Source organism: Niallia circulans (assembly GCF_007273535.1).
GTDB lineage: Bacteria > Bacillota > Bacilli > Bacillales > Cytobacillaceae > Niallia > Niallia circulans_B.
In genome coordinates, this window is record NZ_RIBP01000004.1 from 2,656,211 (window position 1) to 2,676,492 (window position 20,282).

Sequence of the window (20,282 nt, forward strand, 5' to 3'; positions counted from 1 at the left end):
CTTATATTCCAATGAAGAGAAAGGAAGGTATCATAGCGTGACAATAAGCTTATCCATAACTAATTTAAGCAAGATTTATCCAACAGGGGAAGGTGTTAAAAGTTTTTCCTTGGATATTCAAAATGGGGAAATGGTTACATTACTTGGACCTTCAGGATGCGGTAAATCTACGGTTTTGCGAAGTGTTGGCGGATTCGTTGAGCCTAATGAAGGGGCCATTTTAATCGAGGGGAAACAAGTAAATCATCTTCCTCCTGAAAAGAGGCCAAGTGCGATGGTTTTTCAAAGCTATAATTTATGGCCGCATATGACTGTCTTTAATAATTTAGCATTTAGTTTAAAGCTGAAGAAAATGAAGAAAGCTCATATTATCGATAAAGTGAACTGGGCATTAAATTTAGTACAACTACAAGGCTATGAAAAGAAGTTTCCAAGTGAGTTGTCAGGAGGTCAGCAACAAAGGGTTGCTCTAGCACGGGCATTGCTTCTTGAACCGAAAGTGCTCTTGCTGGATGAACCATTTTCTGCACTTGATGCAAAACTAAGGCATGAGTTACGGGAAGAACTTCGAGAAATTCAAGCAAAACAGCAGCTTACTATGCTCTTTGTGACACATGACCAAGAAGAAGCATTATCCATTTCTGATCGAATTGTTGTTATGAACAAAGGAGAAGTGGAGCAAATTGATTCCCCGCAAAATATTTATAATTATCCTGCATCCTTGTTTGTTGCTCAATTTATTGGAAAGATGAACTTCCTGACAGGTTATGCGGAGGGAAACAAAATTCATATCGGGTCTCTTACCTTTCCTAACATGAATCGCTATAGAAAATCGGTGACTGTTGCTGTCAGACCAGAGGATGTTGTGCTTGCAAGTGAAGTAGAAAAGGGCCTTGAGGCAATGGTTGAAAAAGTGATGATGTTAGGTCATTACGCAGAGGTCAGCTTGAAAACAGAGTTTGGAATACTAAAAATGTTTGTTGATCGCAGTCAAATAAGTCAATACAAAATGCTCCAAAATATCCGCATAACTTTCGCAACAATTCAAACCTTTACAGATAAACAGGACATACATACTAATGGTTATTCCAAAATACCAAATCTAACTAAAGAGGAGATTGAAGTATATGAGAACGTCTAAATCATTAAAAAGATTGCTAACAGGAACATTATTGGCTGTAAGTACCTTTTCATTAGTTGCGTGTAATTCTAGTGAGACAAACAGTGCGGCAAGTGGAAATGACGTAACTAAAATATCGCTGTACAGTTCAGGCTCTCAAAATGTTGAGACTTTCTGGGAAACGGTTATTCCTAAATTTGAAGAAGCCCATAAGGATATTGATGTGAATTTCGTGTTCGTTCCATCTGGGACTGGTGGACAGGCTACAATTGATCGAATCGTTGCAGCTAAAAAGGCAAATAAAGATTCCGAGATTGATATATATGAGGGAGCACTTGCTGATATCCTCCGCAGTGATGACGAAGGTGGACTATTTTATGAGCTTTCAACAGATTCTATTGAGAATCTAGAGAATGTTCAAGCTGAAAATTTAGAGGGTACTCAAAATCTGGCAGTTCCTTATCGTGCATCATCAGTAGTACTTGCCTACAATTCAGACAAAGTAAAGGATGTACCGGACACAGCGGCAGAATTGAATGCTTGGATAGAAAAAAATCCAGGTCGCTTTGCTTACAATGATCCAAATACAGGTGGGGCAGGAAGCTCATTTGTCCTTTCAACTGTTTATAACGAGCTTGATGACAATGCTATGAATGTTCAAGATGAAAGTATTATGGAAAGTTGGGACAAAGGCATTCAAATCCTAAAGGACATGGCACCAAACCTTTATAAATCAGGAGTTTATCCTAAAAAAAATCAAGGGACGATTGACCTGCTTGCTAATGGAGAGGTTGATATGATTCCGGCTTGGTCTGATATGGCTTTAGAACAAATTAATTCAAAATTATTGCCGGATACTACTGAACTAAAACAAATTGATCCAGCATTTACTGGCGGTCCAGCCTATTTAATGGCTGTGGATAATGGTAATGAAGAACGTAAGGAAGCGTCAGAAACATTCCTTGATTATGTACTAACTCAAGATGTGCAGAAATTGGTTATTGACACAATGTACGGCTATCCAGGGATTAAGTGGGAGCTATTACCAGCAGAGGATCAAAAGAAGTTTGAAGCAGTAAGTGGCGGTTACCGTACCTTTAACGGCGGCGATTTAGCGAGTGAATTAATGAAAGTCTGGCAAAAAGAGGTTGCAAGTCAATGAGCAGTGAAGTTGCCTTAAAAGAGAGTTTTGTCATCAAGAAAAAAACAAAATTAGCAGTGTTAGGAATAGGGCTTGTTATGCCCTCTTTCCTAACGTTGCTTGTTTTAGTCATCTATCCAGTTGCCCTTGCAATCATGGAGAGCTTTCAAAATGAAGAGGATGCCTTTTCACTTGAGAACTATCAATATATTTTTACAGAGCCATTAATCTTGCAAAGCATCCAGCATACGCTAGTAATTACGTTCATTTCTTGTTTTCTAACACTAGCAATAAGCTATATATTAGCTATTTATCTTAACTTTAGTAACAGTGTTGTTTCTAAAATAATCAACAAGCTGTATTTCATCCCATTATTTATTCCGGGAGTTATCGCCATCTATGGATTTTTAAACTTTTATCGCGATAATGGCTGGGTTGCAAGAATCATTGGGGAAAACAATATGCCCTCAATTATTTATGACATGAAAGGCTTATTAATGATTAATGTGTGGTTTAATATTCCCTTTACAACCATGCTGTTATTATCTGCTTTACAAGCTATTCCTCGGTCTGTCATTGAAAGTGCAAAAGATACGGGGGCATCAAAGTTTAGGTTGTTTATTCATTTCATACTGCCTCTTTCCTATAAGACCATGCTTGTTGCTTTAACGTTTCTGTTTATGGGTTTAATCGGCAGCTTTACAGCACCATTCCTTATTGATCGGAATGCGCCGCAAATGCTTGGGGTATCCATGCAGCAGCATTTCTCCGTATACAATGAAATTGGCCAATCAAGCGCACTTGCAGTTTTTATGTTTGTACTTTGTTCTATTGTTGGCTATGTATATATCCAAAATAATATGAAAAAGTCAAAGAAGGATCTGTTCTAATATTAAACTAGGGAGATGATTTGGATGACTGTATTAAACCCTGCAAAATTGAAGCATTTAGAACGTATACAATCTAGCTTTATTATTGAGGAAAAAGGATATTATGCGCTTAATCTTCGTGCAAATGCGTCTACCTTTTGGCAGGAAGAAAACAATGAATCAATCATGTTGCGATTGTATGTGAATAAGGTGCATCACCAAGATGTTATTTTATTTTATGGCAGACAGAGCTTCACCTATAAGCGTCTTCTTGGGTTAATGGAGCCTGGAACATATGAAATAGAATGGCTTTGTGAGTCACCTCGAAACAGTGCAGCTTTTGCTCAGCTTGAAAGCTGGAAGATAGAAAAATTAGACTTATCTGAGCGAGAAGCACTTGCCGTTCAATCTGCACCCAAGCTTTACGGCCGAGCAGTGTACAGCCAATTTGATAATTTGTATACAGATACTCCGTTGGAAATGATTTATTTTTTTGATGAATGGGAAAAAGGGACGGTAATTGAGTATCATATGGTTTTTAGTCATGAAGATGAGGGAACACCTGCTGTTCTGTTAATGTCAAAGTGGGGGCGCTTATTAGATATTGAATACATGGCAAGAGTTTATTTGAATGAACAGAATGAAATAAACCATGTTGAATATCAAGGGGCAGAACATCAGATTAAATCCTATAATGTGGATAATAAACAAATTGTACTGCAAACAGCTACATGTAATGGCAACTTTACGGATGAAATTACAAGCTCCTATCATTTCTCCTTTCTTCCAAGCTACGAATGGAAGATAAAAACTGAGGCTCGAGAAACAGTCATGGAGCGTTTTTCTTATATTAATCATGTCATGAAATGGGAAGCTGAGAGACAGTTGAAGAATTCTCCTTTGCCTTATAATAAAATCGAAAATGTGAACCAATTTATTTATATTCAATCCTCCGTATGGGGGATTGAGCTCGGTAGTCCAAGCGTAGACTTCCTTTGCCGTACTAAAGGGGACACTGAGTGGTATTCAAGTTCCTTACATAATAAAAAGCTAGGTGTATTCTCTGCAGCTTATACTGGTCCCTATAATCATTTTGGGACAGCTATTTGTCTGCCAGATGGGATATCAATCGAAGATATAGCAGAAATAAAGATTGCTCTTATCAATGATAAGCTACCTCAAGTCAACGTGAAAAACTTGCAGGTTTTTGCTTACGATGAAAATAACGACTTGAAAAAATATATAGAAAAAGCCTTTGACGAAAATTTAACCAGTTTAGAATCGGAAATGATTATTTGGCGAAAAGTGATGTAAGGATGGTGTAAAGCAACACGATGAGAGAAAAAGAGAATCATATATTATTTGAAATCAATTCAACCATTACGAGTAAAAGTACACAATCTCATATCCGACACAGCTTTTTTGTTCCGGAAAATGCAGATACTATTTATGTGGATTTTTCTTTTGACCCACCCCATCAAACTGATAGCGATGAAAATAAGCGGTTAAGAGAAGAAGCCTCCGCCTATTATGAAGCAAAGCTAGCGCATAATGAGGAAGAAGTAATTAGAAACCTGCTAACATTATCCATTGATGATGAAGATGGTTTTAGAGGGGCACGTCATTATCATTCACCTAGCCAACATCACATGATTAGTGAGTCTAATTCATCTCCAGGATTTCTTAATAAAAAAAACCCTCCAGGCTTGTGGTCTGTTACTGTAAGCATTCATGCATTAGTAACAGAGAGCTGTCAATATAAGCTTCGTATATATAAACAGCACGATTTGGCATCCGAAACGGTGATACCTTGGCGAGATAGACCCTTAAATCAACAAATTAAAGATAATGACTTAAAGATTCCAGCATATCCTCCACTTGAAGGTCCAGTGAAGTGGGTTCCATCTGAATTGCATACACATACATTTCATAGTGACGGGAAACAATCGTTGATGGAAATGGTAGAAGCTGCTGAGGAACTTGGCCTTAAAGCAGTCGTTATGACAGATCATAATACTATCAGCCCTTTTGAGGAAATAGAACTAGCAGAACAAACAGGTCTGCATATTCTGTATGGTTTAGAATGGACGACTTTTTACGGACACCTCCTAACGATAGGATATGATGTGCCAACCTACACGGATTGGCGCGGAATAGGACCATTAGATATTGAAAAGGGGATAAAGGAGATTCGGCGCTATGATGCCTTAGTTGGAATAGCCCACCCGTTTCGTATCGGTAACCCAATCGGAACAGGGTGTCACTGGGAATTCCCTGTCGAATCAATTAATGTAGTTGATTTTATAGAAGTTTGGAATTCCACAAGACCAGGCCGGAAAGCATATAATCAGCGTGCATTTCAATACTGGACAGACTTGTTGAATAAAGGCTATAGAATAACAGCAACTGCAGGCAGGGATTGGCATCATAATGAAGAAATTAATCCTTTACCTGCAATTACTTATGTCAAAATGTCTGAAGGTAATGAAGAGAAAAATGCGTTCAGAGCGGCTTTCTTACAGTCTATCCGTGCAGGAAGAATCACTATTTCATATGGAAAACCACTTGAACTGATCGTGAAGCACGCAGGTATGACTTATTGTGTTGGTGATGTACTTAATAGAGTGGAGAATCAATCCTTTATCGTGCAAGTTTCGACAGAGGAATGGAAATATAATAACCGTATAGATTGTAAGAATGCTGTGTTGGTTGTTGTAACAAATACGGGAGAAATACTACGTGGTGTCAAAGGGCAGTTACAGCTTCAAGCTGAAGCAAATCTAACAGATGTTAGATGGATTCGCTCAGAATTATATGCATCCATTGATAATGGCACACATGAGTTGGTCGCCTTTACTAATCCTATTTATATAAGGTGAAAGGAAGAGTGGATATCTGCATGAAAGAGCCTGGGACAAAACAAAAGATAACCTTTCTAAACACGAATAATAAAATCACATCCATATTTGAATAATGAAGCTTGTTACTAAATAGAATATGGAGTTAAAATGAGTTCGTTTCATTGCGCGCTCGTCCTCGCGCTTTCCGCGGGGAAAGCTTAAGCCTCCTGCTGGGTCTAAAGCGTCCTCTATTTCCCGCAGGAGTCGAGTGGCATCCCCTCCATGCCAATAAAATTCTTAATTATTGTATTAAAACTAAAAAACAAAAAAAAAATTATCTAATTTATATTAGAATATATAGTTCGGTTTTTATATTGATTCATATACTTATGTCCCAGCCTCCTTTTTGTACAGTTTTTTTACAGTATAAGCATTTTTACTTTAGCTGGAGGCTAACACGGGTTTCGATAGTATTTTTTGAGAAAAAAGGTGATTTTGTTGTTTTAAAAGAAGTTAAGAGGAAAGGAAGTGGTATTATATGAGCTATGTAGCTGATTTAAGAAAATTAATAGGCAGCCATCCAATAATTACGGTCGGTGCGACCATCATTATAGTGAATGAGCAGGGAGATATACTATTTCAGCAGCGGTCCGATACACTTGATTGGGGGTTGCCAGAAGGAGCGATGGAACTGACAGAAACACTAGAAGAAGCTGCATGGCGAGAGTTAAAGGAAGAAACAGGTCTGCATGCTGAAGCATTTGCGTTAATTGATGTGTTTTCAGGGCCGGAATATTACTTCCACTATCCAAATGGTGATGAGACATATAGTGTGATTCATTTGTATCACGGAAAAAGGGTGAGTGGTCAGCTTGAAATGACGGATGGAGAAAGCTTAAACCTTCATTACTTCGCTGAGGATAAACTACCAGAAAAAATAGAAAAGCGAGCGCAAGCTTTATTTGATGCGGCAGGTGAAAGGCTTTGGAAGCTTAAGTCTTCTTTTGTAACAACAGGTAGGAAAACTGAATAAGATAAATTTATTACTAAAAAGCATTATTTCTGTATTAGGAGTCTTTATAATCATAAAATCAGATTATAATAGTTTCTTGTATGTGTTTTTTGTTGTTCTAGTGATCGGTTATCTTATCTATGATTCTATTACAAAGAGAAATAGTAATTGAGCAATCTGCCTAATAGTACATTAAAGAGTCTCCCAAAGGCTCTTTTTTTTGGTTCAGCTTGATTAGATGAACAAGCGAATTTAATATATAATAGTAAAAAATAATTTATACATAGCTTAGGAGAAATAATATGAATTGGAAAATAAAAGCATTTAATGAGTTAACAGCAAGTGATGTCTACACTATTTTACAAGAAAGAACGGCTGTATTTGTTGTCGAGCAAAACTGTCCTTATTTAGAGGTGGATGGCAAAGACATCGAGTCCTTTCATCTCATTGCTGAAAAGGATGGGGAAATTGCCGCGTATGCAAGAGTTTTGCCTGCTGGAATTTCTTACGAGGAAGCTTCAATCGGCAGGGTGCTTGTCAAAAAAGACTTTAGAGGACAGGGCCTAGCATATGACTTGCTGAATAATGCCATTGCGTTTATCCGAGATGAATTAAAGGAGCCTGCCATAAAAATTTCAGCACAAAGTCATTTAGAAAAATTTTATGCTTCCTTCGGCTTTCAAGTAACCTCAAGTGAGTACTTGGAGGATGATATTCCTCATATTGATATGCTGCTTTTGTTTGCAGAATAATAGATTCCTGTTGATACGAGGAGGGGGAGAGTATGAATCTCCAGCAGCTTGATGACTTTTTGCGAAGTCTTGATTATATTGAAGAACTGCAAATAAAAACAGGTGAAAATGTCAATGACTTTGACGGACACGAATTGCATTTAGAAAACGGTGATGCCATTCCAAGAATGCGGGAGGAGTATTTTTTCCATACAGGCCCAATATTTATCAATAAGCATCACCGCTTTGCGGATATGCCTGTGCATATGCATTCCTTTATTGAAATCAACTATGTATATGCAGGTACATGCAGACAATTAATCAATGGGGAGGAAATCATGTTAACAAAAGGGCAGGTTTGCCTGCTTGATACGGACGTTCCTCACAGTATCCCATCCTTGGGGGAAGGTGATATTCTCATCAATATCATTATGAAAAAGGAGACCTTCTCGACTGCGTTTTGGTCACAATTTACAGGGAAGGGTGTCGTTTCTGAATTTTTACTGAATGCGATAACAGAAAATCAGCTTCATGACAGGTATATTCTGTTTCATTCAGAGGATCGGGAAGAATTACAATATACAATAAAAAAAATGCTGTGTGAGTTCTTTTTCCCATCTGATTACTCAACAGACATTATTAATGCCTTAGTACCGGTATTATTTATTGAATTAATGCGAATCTATCAGCTTGATAAAAACTTTGAAAGCTATGAAAAAGTTGGCCGCACAAATATGATGGAAATCCTCCATTACATTGAAAATAATTATCATGATTGCACATTAACCTCCCTTGCAGGGGTGTTTAATTTTAATCCCAACTATTTAGGTAATATGCTTAAGACAAAAACCGGTAAAACCTTTATTGAGCTACTGCAGTCACAAAAGATGGTCCGTGCCGCTGTGCTTTTGAAAAATACGTCAAAAAGCATTGCAGACGTCGCCTACGAAATTGGCTATGAGAGCAGCAGCTTCTTTCACCGCAAGTTTAAAGAGCATTTCAACTGTACGCCATACCAATATCGAAAAAAATATAAATAATATTTCCTATCCCACCTGTAAAACGAGCATATTTTATCTGTAAACCGTTTATTGTATCCGTATTCAGAAAGCGTTTTAATAATAGTAAGAACTAGTTCTACTTTTTTGATAACGGGAGGTAATTTAAATGAACGGAGCAGTTGGTGTTTGGCGGCAGCGGATTGGTTATGGTGCTGCAGATTTTTCTTGTAATCTCGTTTGGCAAATGATTGGACTATATTTAATGTTTTATTATACAGATGTGGTCGGCCTTGCTGCCGCGCAAGTGAGCTTGCTGTTTCTACTGACAAGAATAATTGATGGTGTTGCAGATGTTTTGATGGGAATTATCATCGATAAAACGAATACAAAATGGGGCAAATCAAGACCGTATTTTCTTTATGGGGCTATTCCTTTCGCCCTGCTCGGCATTCTAGCATTTTATGTGCCTGATGTGGGTAGCGCCTCAAAACTGCTTTATGCGTATATAACGTATACTGGGCTGTCGATTGCCTATACAATGGTCAATATCCCGCTGGCATCCATTCTTCCAAGCATGACAAGTGATCCGCAGGAACGGACAATGCTCGCAACGGTCCGGATTATTTTTGCACTAATTGGTTCGACTGCTGTTAGTGTTTTGACAATGCCGATGGTAAATAGCCTTGGCAACGGATCACAGGCACAAGGCTTCTTTTGGACGATGGTGATATTTTCTGTAATCGCTTGCTTTTTATTTTTCTTTACATTCCGCAATGTTCGGGAGAGGGTTGTTGTTCAAGTAGAAAAGACAACTGTAAAACAAGCACTATCGACATTAAAGGGCAACAAACCATATTATATTTTTGCAGTTAATATTTTGTTTATGTGGGGAGCCTACTTTTTTCAACAAGGAGCCCTAATCTATTATTTTACTTATAATTTGGATAGAGCGGATCTTGTTGCGCTAGTTGCAGGAATTGGCTCCTTCGTCCCTATTGTCGGCACCATTTTAACACCTGTTATTGCGAAAAGAATGTATAAGCGGACATTATTTCTTCTTTCAAGTGCGGTCAATTTAGCAGGTCTTCTCGTAATGATTGCTGCCGGCGGGAATATTTCCATCCTGCTGACAGGTGCAGTTATTTCTGCGATTGGTCATGGAGCACGCCAAAGCATTTACTTTTCAATGCAGGCAGACCCTGTTGACTATGGGGAATGGAAAACGGGTATTAACGCTGCAGGCATTTTGTCGGCATTGAACGGCTTCTTCGGCAAGGTAACAATGGCAGTTGCTGGAGCTGCTTTTGGACTGATGCTAACATGGGGGAAATATGTGCCTAATACTGCCCAAACAAAGGAAGCACTGCTTGCAATTAAAATGGGCTATCTGATCATTCCAGCAATATGTGTTGTTATATCCATGATTATCATGCGCTTTTACAATCTCGATAAAATATATCCGCAAATTCGTGCCGAGATTGACGCACGAGTGACAAATAACATAAAGGAGGAAATAATATGAACTTCCAAAAAGTCGAAGAGCAAGTAATTATCAGAGATGAAATATTTGCACAAAAGGCAGAGCAGCTTATGCCTCGTCTTTTTGAAAAAGTGGTCAAACCTGTTGCAATCGTGAATGTTAACAGTGATCCCCACGTCATTCATGGCTGGAAAACCGAATTTCAAGCACCTTTTCGTTCTCTTGCGGAAAGAGATTTTGGCAAAAACGATTCGTTTATTCTTGATTTTGGGGACCATCATGTTGGTTATGTTTCGATGTCAGTCCGCCCGGTAGGCAGTCCTCCTGATGCACCATTAGCCTTAAAGCTGACAATTGGTGAGATGCCTGTGGAAATGGCAGTACCTTTTGACAGCTATGATGGCTGGTTAAGCAGCTCTTGGCTGCAGGAAGAAACGATTTATGTTGATGTCCTTCCAGGGGTTATTAAGCTCCCAAGAAGATATAGCTTTCGATATATAAAGGTTGAAATAATGGCAACATCGCCAAAATACCGTGTTCAATTCGATCATATTGAGTGCATGGCTGTTACTTCTGCAGATGAAGCACAGGTTAATAACATAACTCATGAAGATAGACTGCTAGAAAAGCTTGATGAAATTAGCATTAAAACATTGGCAGATTGCATGCACGAAGTGTTTGAGGATGGGCCGAAACGAGACCGCAGACTATGGCTCGGTGATTTGCGCCTGCAAGCTCTCGCAAACTACGAAACATTTAAAACAAATGATTTAGTAAAACGGTGCTTGTATTTATTTGCAGCAGTCCCTGACCAGCATGGCCGTATAGCTGCTAATCTATTTGTTAAACCACAGCTGATTGCAGATGACACTTATTTATTTGATTACTCGCTGTTCTTTTTATCGACTTTACATGATTATTATGTTGTCACAAAAGATGCTGAAACATTAACAGAGCTTTGGCCAACTGCCTACAACCAAGTAGAGCATGCCTTAAACCGGCTCGACGAAAACGATATTCTCAAAGATTCACCTGACTGGTGGTCGTTTATTGATTGGCAGGAAGGCTTAAACAAGCAGACGCCTTCCCAAGGGGTGCTTATATATGTGTTAAAGCAGGCGATTGAACTCGGGAATATCCTTCAGGTTAAGGAAAGAGAATACTTGCAAACACGACTAAAGCAAATAATTGCCGCAACGAAAAAACATCTGTGGGATGAACAAAAACAGTTTTTTATTAGCGGCAATGACCGCCAGATTTCCTGGGCTAGCCAAATATGGATGGTATCGGCAGGTGTGCTGTCAGCGGAGGAAGGTAAACAGCTTCTTAACCGGTTAGTGGAAGAGAAATCGGCTGTCGGCATCGCAACTCCTTACATGTATCATCATCTTGTTGAAGCACTTCTTATTGCAGGTGACAGAGATAAGGCAATCATGGAAATGAAAAACTATTGGGGTGGTATGCTAAGTGACGGCGCTGATACATTTTGGGAGCTTTATGACCCGAATGATAAAACCTTCTCTCCGTACGGAAGTCATTTAATTAACAGCTATTGTCACGCATGGAGCTGTACACCGACATACTTAATCCGAAAATATGATTTATGAGCTTAAAGAGACAATCACTGCCGATTGTCTCTTTTTCTTGGCAAAAGTTAGACAAAGTATTTATTGACTGCTAGTTTTATGGTAATTTAAAATATAGAAAAATATTCAAATAGAGGTGGAAAATGGATTCGGAATGGAAGGCAATCTTCCGGTTTTTAGGCATATCCTTATATGCACTATATTATACCGGCTGTTATATTATCATCAAAGCTTCTCAATCAACCTATAATATTGTCAATATAACAATAATAGTACTCCCTATCCTTATTGTTTTGGTTGTAAGATATTTTCGGAAAAAACGCAAGCAGACAACAATATTAAAATATATGAAATCAGTGCTTCTTTATAGCATCGCTCCAATAATTTGTCTGTACCTGCTTACGGCTAATCAATATAAATCTATTTTCACGACCGAAAAATGGCTCGAGAAGGATTCAGAACGAACCTTTATGATTGATCATTTATTAAAAGAGCATCCTTTAGAGGGCAAACAGAAAAAAGACATAGTTGCTCTGTTAGGACAAGAAACAGAAGAAGCATCTTTTAAAGAAAAGGATAATATGGTTTATCTGCTCGGTGCTGAACGTGGCTTCATTTCAATGGACGCGGAGTGGCTTATTATCCATTTTAATGAAGACAATATTGCAGATAAGGTGGAAGTTGTGTCGTCTTAATCATTTTATTCGCTACTGTTTGATAAATAAAGATGGATTTCGCCATAGGAAGGTACATAGTGTCTTTTCCATATGCTTATGCATTACACCACTTAATAAATAAGGAGTGGATACTATATGTCCATTTGGAGAAAAGACTCCGATTATTATAATCTCGGAGACTTACTAGATTAAGATATTCAGTTAGCAGAAAATCATTTTCAAGTGAAGCTGCCAATCGAGTATATCGAGCTGTTGAAACAACAAAATGGCGGCAGCTTGATTTATAATGCATTGCCGATTGCCTTTAACAGGTATGAGGATGATGATCATCTCGAAATAGACCATTTTCTTGGAATAAAAAAGGATAAAGGCATTCTTGAAACAGATTATTATGTGCAGGAATGGGGAATTAACAGACAGAAGATTATTTTAATAAGCGGGGATGGGCATAGCTGGTTTGCATTGGATTATAACAATAAAGAGGTGCCTTCCGTTATCTATATTGAAACAGATGAAGACAAGATAACGGATATTTATCCGACCTTTCAAGCGATGCTTGACCATTTGTATCTACATGAATGGGACGATGATGGTGAATTTTCATCAATTGAAGAAGGCAGGCGATTAATTCAAAGTAAGGACATAGAGGATATTTATCAAGGAATTTCGATATTTTGTAGTTATTTTTTTGATAATAGTATCCAAGAAGAATTTTATGGTTATTTAAAAAAACTGTTTAAAAGTGAAAATGATGATGTGAAGCATGAGGCAGTTGGAGCATTGTGGAGAACGGTGGAAATGTATGAAGGTAATGTAGAGCATATCAAACTGTTGATAAACGATTTAAAGAATGATAAATCGCCAATAATCCAAGATTTTCTTCAAGACATAATGTTAATGTATGAAATATCAAGACACCAGGAATAAGAGTGTTAAGCATGGTTTAATCATCGACCATGCTTTTTTATTTTGAAAAGTATAAAAGCGCATACATAAAGTGCTGATATTAATTATTTTTTATAAAATAAAGCTCTGAACCCATGATATACTTAATAAAAAGCTGAAAGGAGGCAGATAACCAATTTGCTATGCTGTCAAACAGAGTAACATGTAAAAGCGTACTATTACCACACAAGTCCATACATAAGGTGTAGCATTCACTTGTTTTAACTGAAATGTATTTGCTTTTAAAGTCACCGCATACGTAACACATCTTTTCACTGGCAGGGGGGATATCAATGGCAATAGAACGGGGCCGATTGCTGATTGTAGATGATGAAATATTGATACGGCAGGGGATTAAGCATTACATCAATTGGGAACAGGAAGGTTTTGACATTGTCGGGGAGGCTGCACATGGAAAGGAAGCACTTGAACTTATTGAGGTTGTTAAACCTGATATAATCCTTACAGATATTGTCATGCCAATTATGGATGGCGAAGAGCTGACGAGAATATTGAAGGAGAAATATCCTCAGATTGGCGTGATTGTCTTAAGCAGTTTTGGGGATTTTGATTATGTCCGCTCCACTTTTCAAAATGGTGTGCTCGATTATATTTTAAAGCCAAAGCTTAATTCGGACAGTTTACTGACGGTTTTAAGAAAAATGAAGCAGAAAATAGCTGGGCAAACGCTGCCAGAAAAGAACGAAGGAAATTCTTATATCGAACAGGCAATTCGTAAAATGCTGTCAGGTTATGATGTGGAAAAAAATGACGACCAAATAGCAGCCGTATTTCCATCCGAAAATTACTGGTTAGCTGCCATTCAAACTTCGGGCGAGCAAGCATGGATGGATACTTTTAAGCTAGAAATAATCAGTGGGTTGAAACGACGAGGGTTTACTTGTTTTATTGAAAAGGACATTGCCATTATTAATGGCGAAGATGTACAGCAATTACAAGCTTATTTTGAAAAACTGGCTAACGAGCAGATGGGATTGCGTTTTGTTTTAACAGATCGTTTCGAGGACTTTACATTAATCGGCAAGCAATATAACGAAATATTAGTGAAATTAATAAACTCTCGGTTTTATTTTCCCGAAATTCCTGTTTTAACAGCTCAAGTTCTTTCTGAGGAAACCTCTGAATTAGAAGCATTTCACTTAGATTGGTTCATAAGTGAGTTTAAAAGTAAACGCTTTGATTCTGCTTTATCCTATGTAGAGGAGTATGCTGCAAATATTTCTGGTAGTTTCCATCTTGATGTCTATGAATATAAGTCTTTTTTCAGCAATATTATCTTTAATATGACGATTTTACTTGGAAATATGGAATATGATGTAAAAAAATTGGAGCAGGAAAAATATACGTATTTACGCGGAATTGAGGAAGCGGCAGCTGCTGATCAAGTAGGATTACAGCTGGAGCGGTTTTTAAAAGAAGTGAAACAAATAATTGAAGTTATGCTTGAACAGCCAGATAGTATAAATATAAAAAGAATCATTTCCTATCTGAATGAACATTTTCAAGAACAGCTGACACTAACAAATGTAGCGAATCACTTTCACTTTAATCCATCCTATTTGTCCAGTTACTTTTCCACACATATGAAGGAAGGCTTTAGCGAATATCTTAACAGAATCAGGATCGAAGAGGCGTCTAAGCTTCTTACGGCAGGAACGGAGCCGATTTCGGAAATAAGTGGAATTGTCGGTTATTCCGACCATAGCTATTTCTGTAAAGTATTCAAAAAAATGAAAGGGCTATCACCAAGTCAGTTTCGACGTAAACAATGGGTGGAGAAGTGATGACTTAACGATGAATCTTATACCAGAACGATTTAAACACAGCAATTTATTCATCACAATGTCACTGATTACGGTCATTATCATTATCATCGTTTCTATAACGATAACATGGACAACAATCCGCATGAGTGAACAATTCTTTTTTGAAAAGTTCAGCATAACAAATGCGAAGGTTATGGACCAGGTTAAGGATAGTTATGAGAAATATCACTATTCTGTCGTCATTGCTTCAAATAATTTGCAGCAAAGCATTGCTATAAGAGACATGCTGACAGACAAAAACGAATCCAATATTGAGCGGTTTCAATCCATATACGGACTAAGAGAACTTATTCGACGAATTGAACCTAATTTAGCTGCATATGATGTTGGCATCATTGTTGCAGGGGAAAACGGTTTAAGCTACGCAACAAATGACAGGTCCATTTGGCCAATTACAGATGAAGAGTTGAATAAAAGCAGTCTAGCAAAACAAACAGCTCAGGCTCCTTATAAACTGCAATATCATTATGATTGGCGTCCAAATAATGACACAGGCAGTTATCTTGTTGCTTCTAAGGCACTTGTGAATCGTGCGGGTGAGCAGTACGGGGCAGCATATATATCTATTCGCGAAAGTGATTTCCGTAAGTTTTATGCGACCTATACTTCTCCTGGCAATAATGTCTTTTTAGTCGATAAAGCAGGCGTTATTGTTTCAAGCAGCCTGCCAGAACAAATCGGCAAACACTCAAGTGAGCTGAAGGATTATGAAAAGCAGTTTGGGACAAATGAAAATAATGGTTACGTAATTGGCGATTTTCTGGGAAGAGAACAAATCATTATGATGGAATATATACCTTTTTTTGATATGTATATGTTTAATATTATCGATAAAGATACAGCGTTTGGTAATTTAATTGATAAGAAAAAGATTTTACTCATTTCGATGGGGGTTGTGATTGTTGCACTATTTATAGTTCTGCTTGCTTCAAGACGACTAACTAACTCTTTGTCTAGTCTTGTCAGACAAATTGAAAGTGCATCAGAATACGATTTTGATGAATATGTATCAGTTTCTGGCACATATGAAACGCGAAAAATCGGCATTGCCTTTAACTCGATGCTCGATGAATTACATGAATATGTCGATCAGCTTGTTCTGTCACAGAAACAGCGCCGAAATGCCGAGCTTGAGGCATTGCAGCAGCAAATCAATCCTCACTTTCTTTATAATACTTTAGCATCAATTAAATTTATTGCTAGTCAAGGCAATATCGCGGAAACAGATGCAATGATTAACTCCTTAATCTCATTATTACAAAACACGATTGGAAATGTCAGTGAGACGATCACAGTGGATCAGGAGATGACTAATTTGCGTAACTACGTTTTTATTAATGAAAAACGATACGGAAATAAGATTAAGGTGAATTACTTTATTGCACCAGACTGTGCCGATATTCTTGTACCGAAGCTGATACTGCAGCCGTTCGTTGAAAATGCTTTTTTTCATGGATTTATTGAGAAGCAGGAAGGCTATATCCATATTCTGATTTGGCAGGAGGATGGCAGCTTAATCTGTGAGGTGGTTGATAATGGCGATGGCATGGAGGAGACATACAGCTTAAAACAGCAAACAAAACGAAAGCAGCAGCTTTTCTCTGGCATTGGCATTACAAATGTTCATGAACGCATTAAGCTTATTTATGGTGAGCCGTATGGTGTCGAAATTACAAGCGAGCTTAAAGCAGGAACAAAAATAAGAATTACCCTTCCGATACAAAGAAAATCATAAAATCTAAAAGAAATCCAAATGAAAAGTTGTAAGCGAATTCATTTCCTTGAAATAGTACAAAAACAAAAAAATATCTTCCTAACGATTTTCCCGAACAGGATGCTAACATAATAAGTGTAAGTGATAACGCTTACAAAAAAGAATGATTCTTGGGGGGAAATGGATGAAAAAGCTACTTGCACTGATTCTAGCCAGCATTCTGCTTTTGGCAGCTTGTTCTTCTGGTGGCAATACAGAGGATGCATCTGGAGACGAAAAGGATACAAATAAAATTACGGTATGGGCGTGGGATCCTAACTTTAATATTAAAGCGATGAATTTAGCAGTCGATGCATATGCATCCGAAAATTCAGACCTTGATATTCAAGTAATTGAAAATGCTCAAGATGACATTATTCAAAAGCTTAACACGTCTTTAAGCTCTGGCACGACGAAGGGGCTGCCAAACATTGTTTTGATAGAAGATTATCGTGCGCAAAGCTTCCTTCAAGCATATCCAGATATGTTCTATGAATTGACGGACAGCTTTAAGCAAGACGATTTTGCTCAGTATAAAATCGCTCCTACAAGTGTGGAAGGAAAAAATTACGGGCTGCCATTTGATACTGGAGTTGCAGGCTTGTATGTTAGAACAGATTACTTAGAAGAAGCAGGCTATTCGATTGATGATATTAAGGATGTTGACTGGAATAAATATATTGAAATTGGAAAAAAGGTGAAGGAAGTAACAGGCAAAAACATGATTACACAAGATCCTAATGATCTTGGTTTAATTCGCATGATGATTCAATCTGCAGGTTCTTGGTATACGAAGGAAGATGGCGTGACACCTAACTTAGCTGGAAACGAAGCATTAAAAAAGGCTTTCGAAACATATAAAGCCCTTTTAGATGCAGATATTGTCACACCAGTTTCAGATTGGAGTCAATTTTTGGCAGGTTTTAACAGTGGTGATATTGCGACAGTGCCAACAGGCAACTGGATAACTCCATCTGTTAAAGCGGAAAGCTCCCAGTCAGGAAAATGGGGCGTAGTTTCCTTACCGCGCTTGCCTGATGTGGCAGGTTCTGTTAACTCCTCCAACCTTGGCGGAAGCTCGTGGTATGTTTTGAACGTTCCTGGAAAAGAGAAGGCAGCTGAATTCCTTGGCAAAACATTTGGTTCTAATGTTGATTTCTACCAAACGCTTAATAAAGAAGTAGGTGCAATTGGAACTTATTCTCCTGCTGTTGAAGGGGAGGCTTATCAAGAAGCAGATGATTTCTTTGGCGGACAGCAAGTCACAGCTGATTTTGCGAAATGGACAGAACAAATTCCGCAAATAAACTACGGTTTGCACACATATGCCATTGAAGACCTTCTAGTAGTAGAGGCACAAAACTACTTAAAAGGCAAAGACCTTGATAAAGCCCTTGAGGATGCACAAACACAAGCAGAGGCGCAAATCAAATAAATTAGAGTAGTGATGAAAAAATGCAGCCTAACTTGGATATAAATTTCCGTTTAAGGCTGCATTTTTATCAACTAGATGCAAGGAGTGTTGAGTTGTGATTCCAGCAAAAACCAATCAGGGTCTCCAGCCAGTAAGAACGTCAAGAAGCCTGCGAACAAAAAACACGGCAATAGGCTGGTCCTTTATAACGATTGCATCTGCAATGATTTGCTTGTTTTATTTTTATCCAATGGTTCAAGCATTTATTTTGTCATTGCAATCAGGATCAGGCACAAATTTAACTTTTGTCGGCTTTGATAATTATGCACGCCTACTTAAGGACCCGACGTTTTTGACTACCGTGAAAAATACGGTAATTTATCTTATTATTCAAGTTCCAGTGATGATTTTGCTCGCATTGTTCATCTCGGTTTTATTAAATGATAAAACATTAAAGTTTAAAGGTGTTTTCCGGACAGCCATCTTTCTGCCGTGTGTCACATCATTAGTTGCTTATTCTGTAATTTTCAAGTATTTATTTGGACTTGATGGCATTATTAATCTATTTTTGCTGAAGATCTCTCTTATTTCGGAGCCGATTCAATGGCTGACAGACCCTTTCTGGGCAAAAATCGCTATTATTACGGCGATAACTTGGCGCTGGACTGGCTACAATATGATCTTCTATTTATCTGCATTGCAAAATGTCGACCAATCCATTTACGAAGCAGCAAAAATGGATGGGGCATCAAGTATCCAAACATTTTTCAAAATTACTATTCCGATGCTTAAGCCTATTATTTTATTCACTTCCATTACCTCCACAATTGGTACACTCCAGCTGTTTGATGAGGTCATGAATATAACACAGGGCGGCCCGGGGAATGCCACGATGTCGATTTCCCAGTATATTTATAACCTTTCATTTAAATATACTCCGGACTTTGGTTATGCAGCGACCGTCTCGTATGCCATTGTGATTATGATTGTAATTTTCTCCATCATCCAGTTTAAAGTGGCAGGTGATAAAAATGATTAAGAGAGTATTTAGCTATGGTTTTTTAACGATTGCATCCATTGTTTCTGTGTTCCCTTTTTTATGGATGATTGTCAGTTCCACAAATAAGTCAGTCGATGTCACACAGGGACGTCTGTTGCCAGGCAGTCATTTTATGGAAAATTTGAAAAGTTTGCTTGAAACGGTTGACATCATTCCTGCATTAATTAATTCTGGCAAAATATCCATCATTACAACAGTGCTTTCCCTGCTCATTGCATCGCTGGCAGGGTATGGATTTGAGGTTTATCGAAGCAAGATGAAGGACATGGTCTTTAATATTCTTTTATTGTCGATGATGATTCCGTTTGCAGCATTGATGGTTCCTTTATTCAGAATGTTTGGCATGATTTCACAAACTGCACCATATATAGGAATTGACACTGCTGCGGCTGTTATATTACCGACAGTAACAACAGCATTCTTGATTTTTTTCTTCCGTCAAAGCACAAAGATGTTTCCAAAGGATATTTTGGAGGCTGGCCGAATTGATGGTTTAACAGAATTGGGTTGTTTTTTCCGAATTTATGTACCAACGATGAAAACGACGTATGCGGCGGCTGCGATTATTACATTCATGGCAAGCTGGAACAGTTATTTATGGCCATTGGTCGTATTACAGTCACCAGAAAACCAGACAGTGCCGTTATTGATTTCTGTTCTTGGATCAAGTTACTCTCCAGATTTCGGTGTTATCATGACAGCCATTGTCATTGCAACATTACCAGCAGCATTTATCTTCTTCATTATGCAAAAGCATTTTGTTGCGGGCATGATGGGATCAGTGAAATAGTAAGCAATGAAAGGAG

General features: G+C 38.0%; 17 protein-coding genes. All 17 read left to right on the plus strand.

Annotated elements, in window-relative coordinates; translation table 11 throughout:
• The first annotated feature begins 37 nt into the window (after positions 1-37).
• The 17 genes from CEQ21_RS21095 (at position 38) to CEQ21_RS21175 (ending at position 20,266) form a co-directional block, all read left to right on the plus strand.
• Positions 38-1,141 (plus strand): ABC transporter ATP-binding protein, encoded by a 1,104-nt coding sequence (locus tag CEQ21_RS21095; RefSeq protein WP_185766200.1) that lies wholly within the window; start codon positions 38-40, stop codon positions 1,139-1,141.
• Complete coding sequence (locus CEQ21_RS21100; RefSeq protein ID WP_185766201.1) at positions 1,128-2,282, plus strand: extracellular solute-binding protein; 1,155 nt, start codon at positions 1,128-1,130, stop codon at positions 2,280-2,282. The genes CEQ21_RS21095 and CEQ21_RS21100 overlap by 14 nt, the downstream gene beginning before the upstream one ends.
• Positions 2,279-3,151 (plus strand): ABC transporter permease, encoded by an 873-nt coding sequence (locus tag CEQ21_RS21105; RefSeq protein WP_235907297.1) that lies wholly within the window; start codon positions 2,279-2,281, stop codon positions 3,149-3,151. The genes CEQ21_RS21100 and CEQ21_RS21105 overlap by 4 nt, the downstream gene beginning before the upstream one ends.
• A 24-nt stretch (positions 3,152-3,175) precedes the next feature.
• Positions 3,176-4,444: a hypothetical protein gene (locus CEQ21_RS21110; RefSeq protein WP_185766202.1), complete on the plus strand. Its 1,269-nt coding sequence runs from the start codon at positions 3,176-3,178 to the stop codon at positions 4,442-4,444.
• 20 nt (positions 4,445-4,464) lie between these two features.
• Positions 4,465-6,009 (plus strand): CehA/McbA family metallohydrolase, encoded by a 1,545-nt coding sequence (locus CEQ21_RS21115; protein ID WP_185766203.1) that lies wholly within the window; start codon positions 4,465-4,467, stop codon positions 6,007-6,009.
• A gap of 499 nt (positions 6,010-6,508) precedes the next feature.
• The gene (locus tag CEQ21_RS21120; protein WP_185766204.1) at positions 6,509-7,003 is read left to right on the plus strand and encodes an NUDIX hydrolase; all 495 of its coding nucleotides are present in this window, start codon (positions 6,509-6,511) and stop codon (positions 7,001-7,003) included.
• Positions 7,004-7,284: 281 nt separating this feature from the next.
• Complete coding sequence (locus CEQ21_RS21125) at positions 7,285-7,734, plus strand: GNAT family N-acetyltransferase (RefSeq protein WP_185766205.1); 450 nt, start codon at positions 7,285-7,287, stop codon at positions 7,732-7,734.
• A gap of 32 nt (positions 7,735-7,766) precedes the next feature.
• The gene (locus CEQ21_RS21130) at positions 7,767-8,753 is read left to right on the plus strand and encodes an AraC family transcriptional regulator (protein WP_185766206.1); all 987 of its coding nucleotides are present in this window, start codon (positions 7,767-7,769) and stop codon (positions 8,751-8,753) included.
• Between the two features lie 127 nt (positions 8,754-8,880).
• A complete protein-coding gene (locus CEQ21_RS21135; RefSeq protein ID WP_185766207.1) occupies positions 8,881-10,236 on the plus strand; it encodes a glycoside-pentoside-hexuronide (GPH):cation symporter in 1,356 nt (451 codons plus the stop codon).
• Positions 10,233-11,801, plus strand: a complete 1,569-nt coding sequence (locus CEQ21_RS21140; RefSeq protein WP_185766208.1) for an alpha-L-rhamnosidase-related protein — start codon at positions 10,233-10,235, stop codon at positions 11,799-11,801. The genes CEQ21_RS21135 and CEQ21_RS21140 overlap by 4 nt, the downstream gene beginning before the upstream one ends.
• A 122-nt stretch (positions 11,802-11,923) precedes the next feature.
• Positions 11,924-12,475 carry a hypothetical protein gene (locus tag CEQ21_RS21145; protein ID WP_185766209.1) on the plus strand — a complete coding sequence of 184 codons (552 nt, stop codon included), beginning with the start codon at positions 11,924-11,926 and terminating at the stop codon, positions 12,473-12,475.
• A 177-nt stretch (positions 12,476-12,652) separates the two neighbouring features.
• The gene (locus CEQ21_RS21150; protein WP_268879007.1) at positions 12,653-13,384 is read left to right on the plus strand and encodes an SMI1/KNR4 family protein; all 732 of its coding nucleotides are present in this window, start codon (positions 12,653-12,655) and stop codon (positions 13,382-13,384) included.
• A 311-nt stretch (positions 13,385-13,695) separates the two neighbouring features.
• The gene (locus CEQ21_RS21155) at positions 13,696-15,207 is read left to right on the plus strand and encodes a response regulator transcription factor (protein WP_185766211.1); all 1,512 of its coding nucleotides are present in this window, start codon (positions 13,696-13,698) and stop codon (positions 15,205-15,207) included.
• A gap of 10 nt (positions 15,208-15,217) precedes the next feature.
• A complete protein-coding gene (locus CEQ21_RS21160; RefSeq protein ID WP_185766212.1) occupies positions 15,218-16,984 on the plus strand; it encodes a cache domain-containing sensor histidine kinase in 1,767 nt (588 codons plus the stop codon).
• A gap of 163 nt (positions 16,985-17,147) precedes the next feature.
• Complete coding sequence (locus CEQ21_RS21165) at positions 17,148-18,437, plus strand: ABC transporter substrate-binding protein (RefSeq protein ID WP_185766213.1); 1,290 nt, start codon at positions 17,148-17,150, stop codon at positions 18,435-18,437.
• A gap of 202 nt (positions 18,438-18,639) precedes the next feature.
• The gene (locus CEQ21_RS21170) at positions 18,640-19,455 is read left to right on the plus strand and encodes a carbohydrate ABC transporter permease (RefSeq protein ID WP_235907416.1); all 816 of its coding nucleotides are present in this window, start codon (positions 18,640-18,642) and stop codon (positions 19,453-19,455) included.
• Positions 19,448-20,266 (plus strand): carbohydrate ABC transporter permease, encoded by an 819-nt coding sequence (locus CEQ21_RS21175; protein WP_419181602.1) that lies wholly within the window; start codon positions 19,448-19,450, stop codon positions 20,264-20,266. Before CEQ21_RS21170 ends, CEQ21_RS21175 begins: the two co-directional genes overlap by 8 nt.
• The last annotated feature ends 16 nt before the right edge of the window (positions 20,267-20,282 follow it).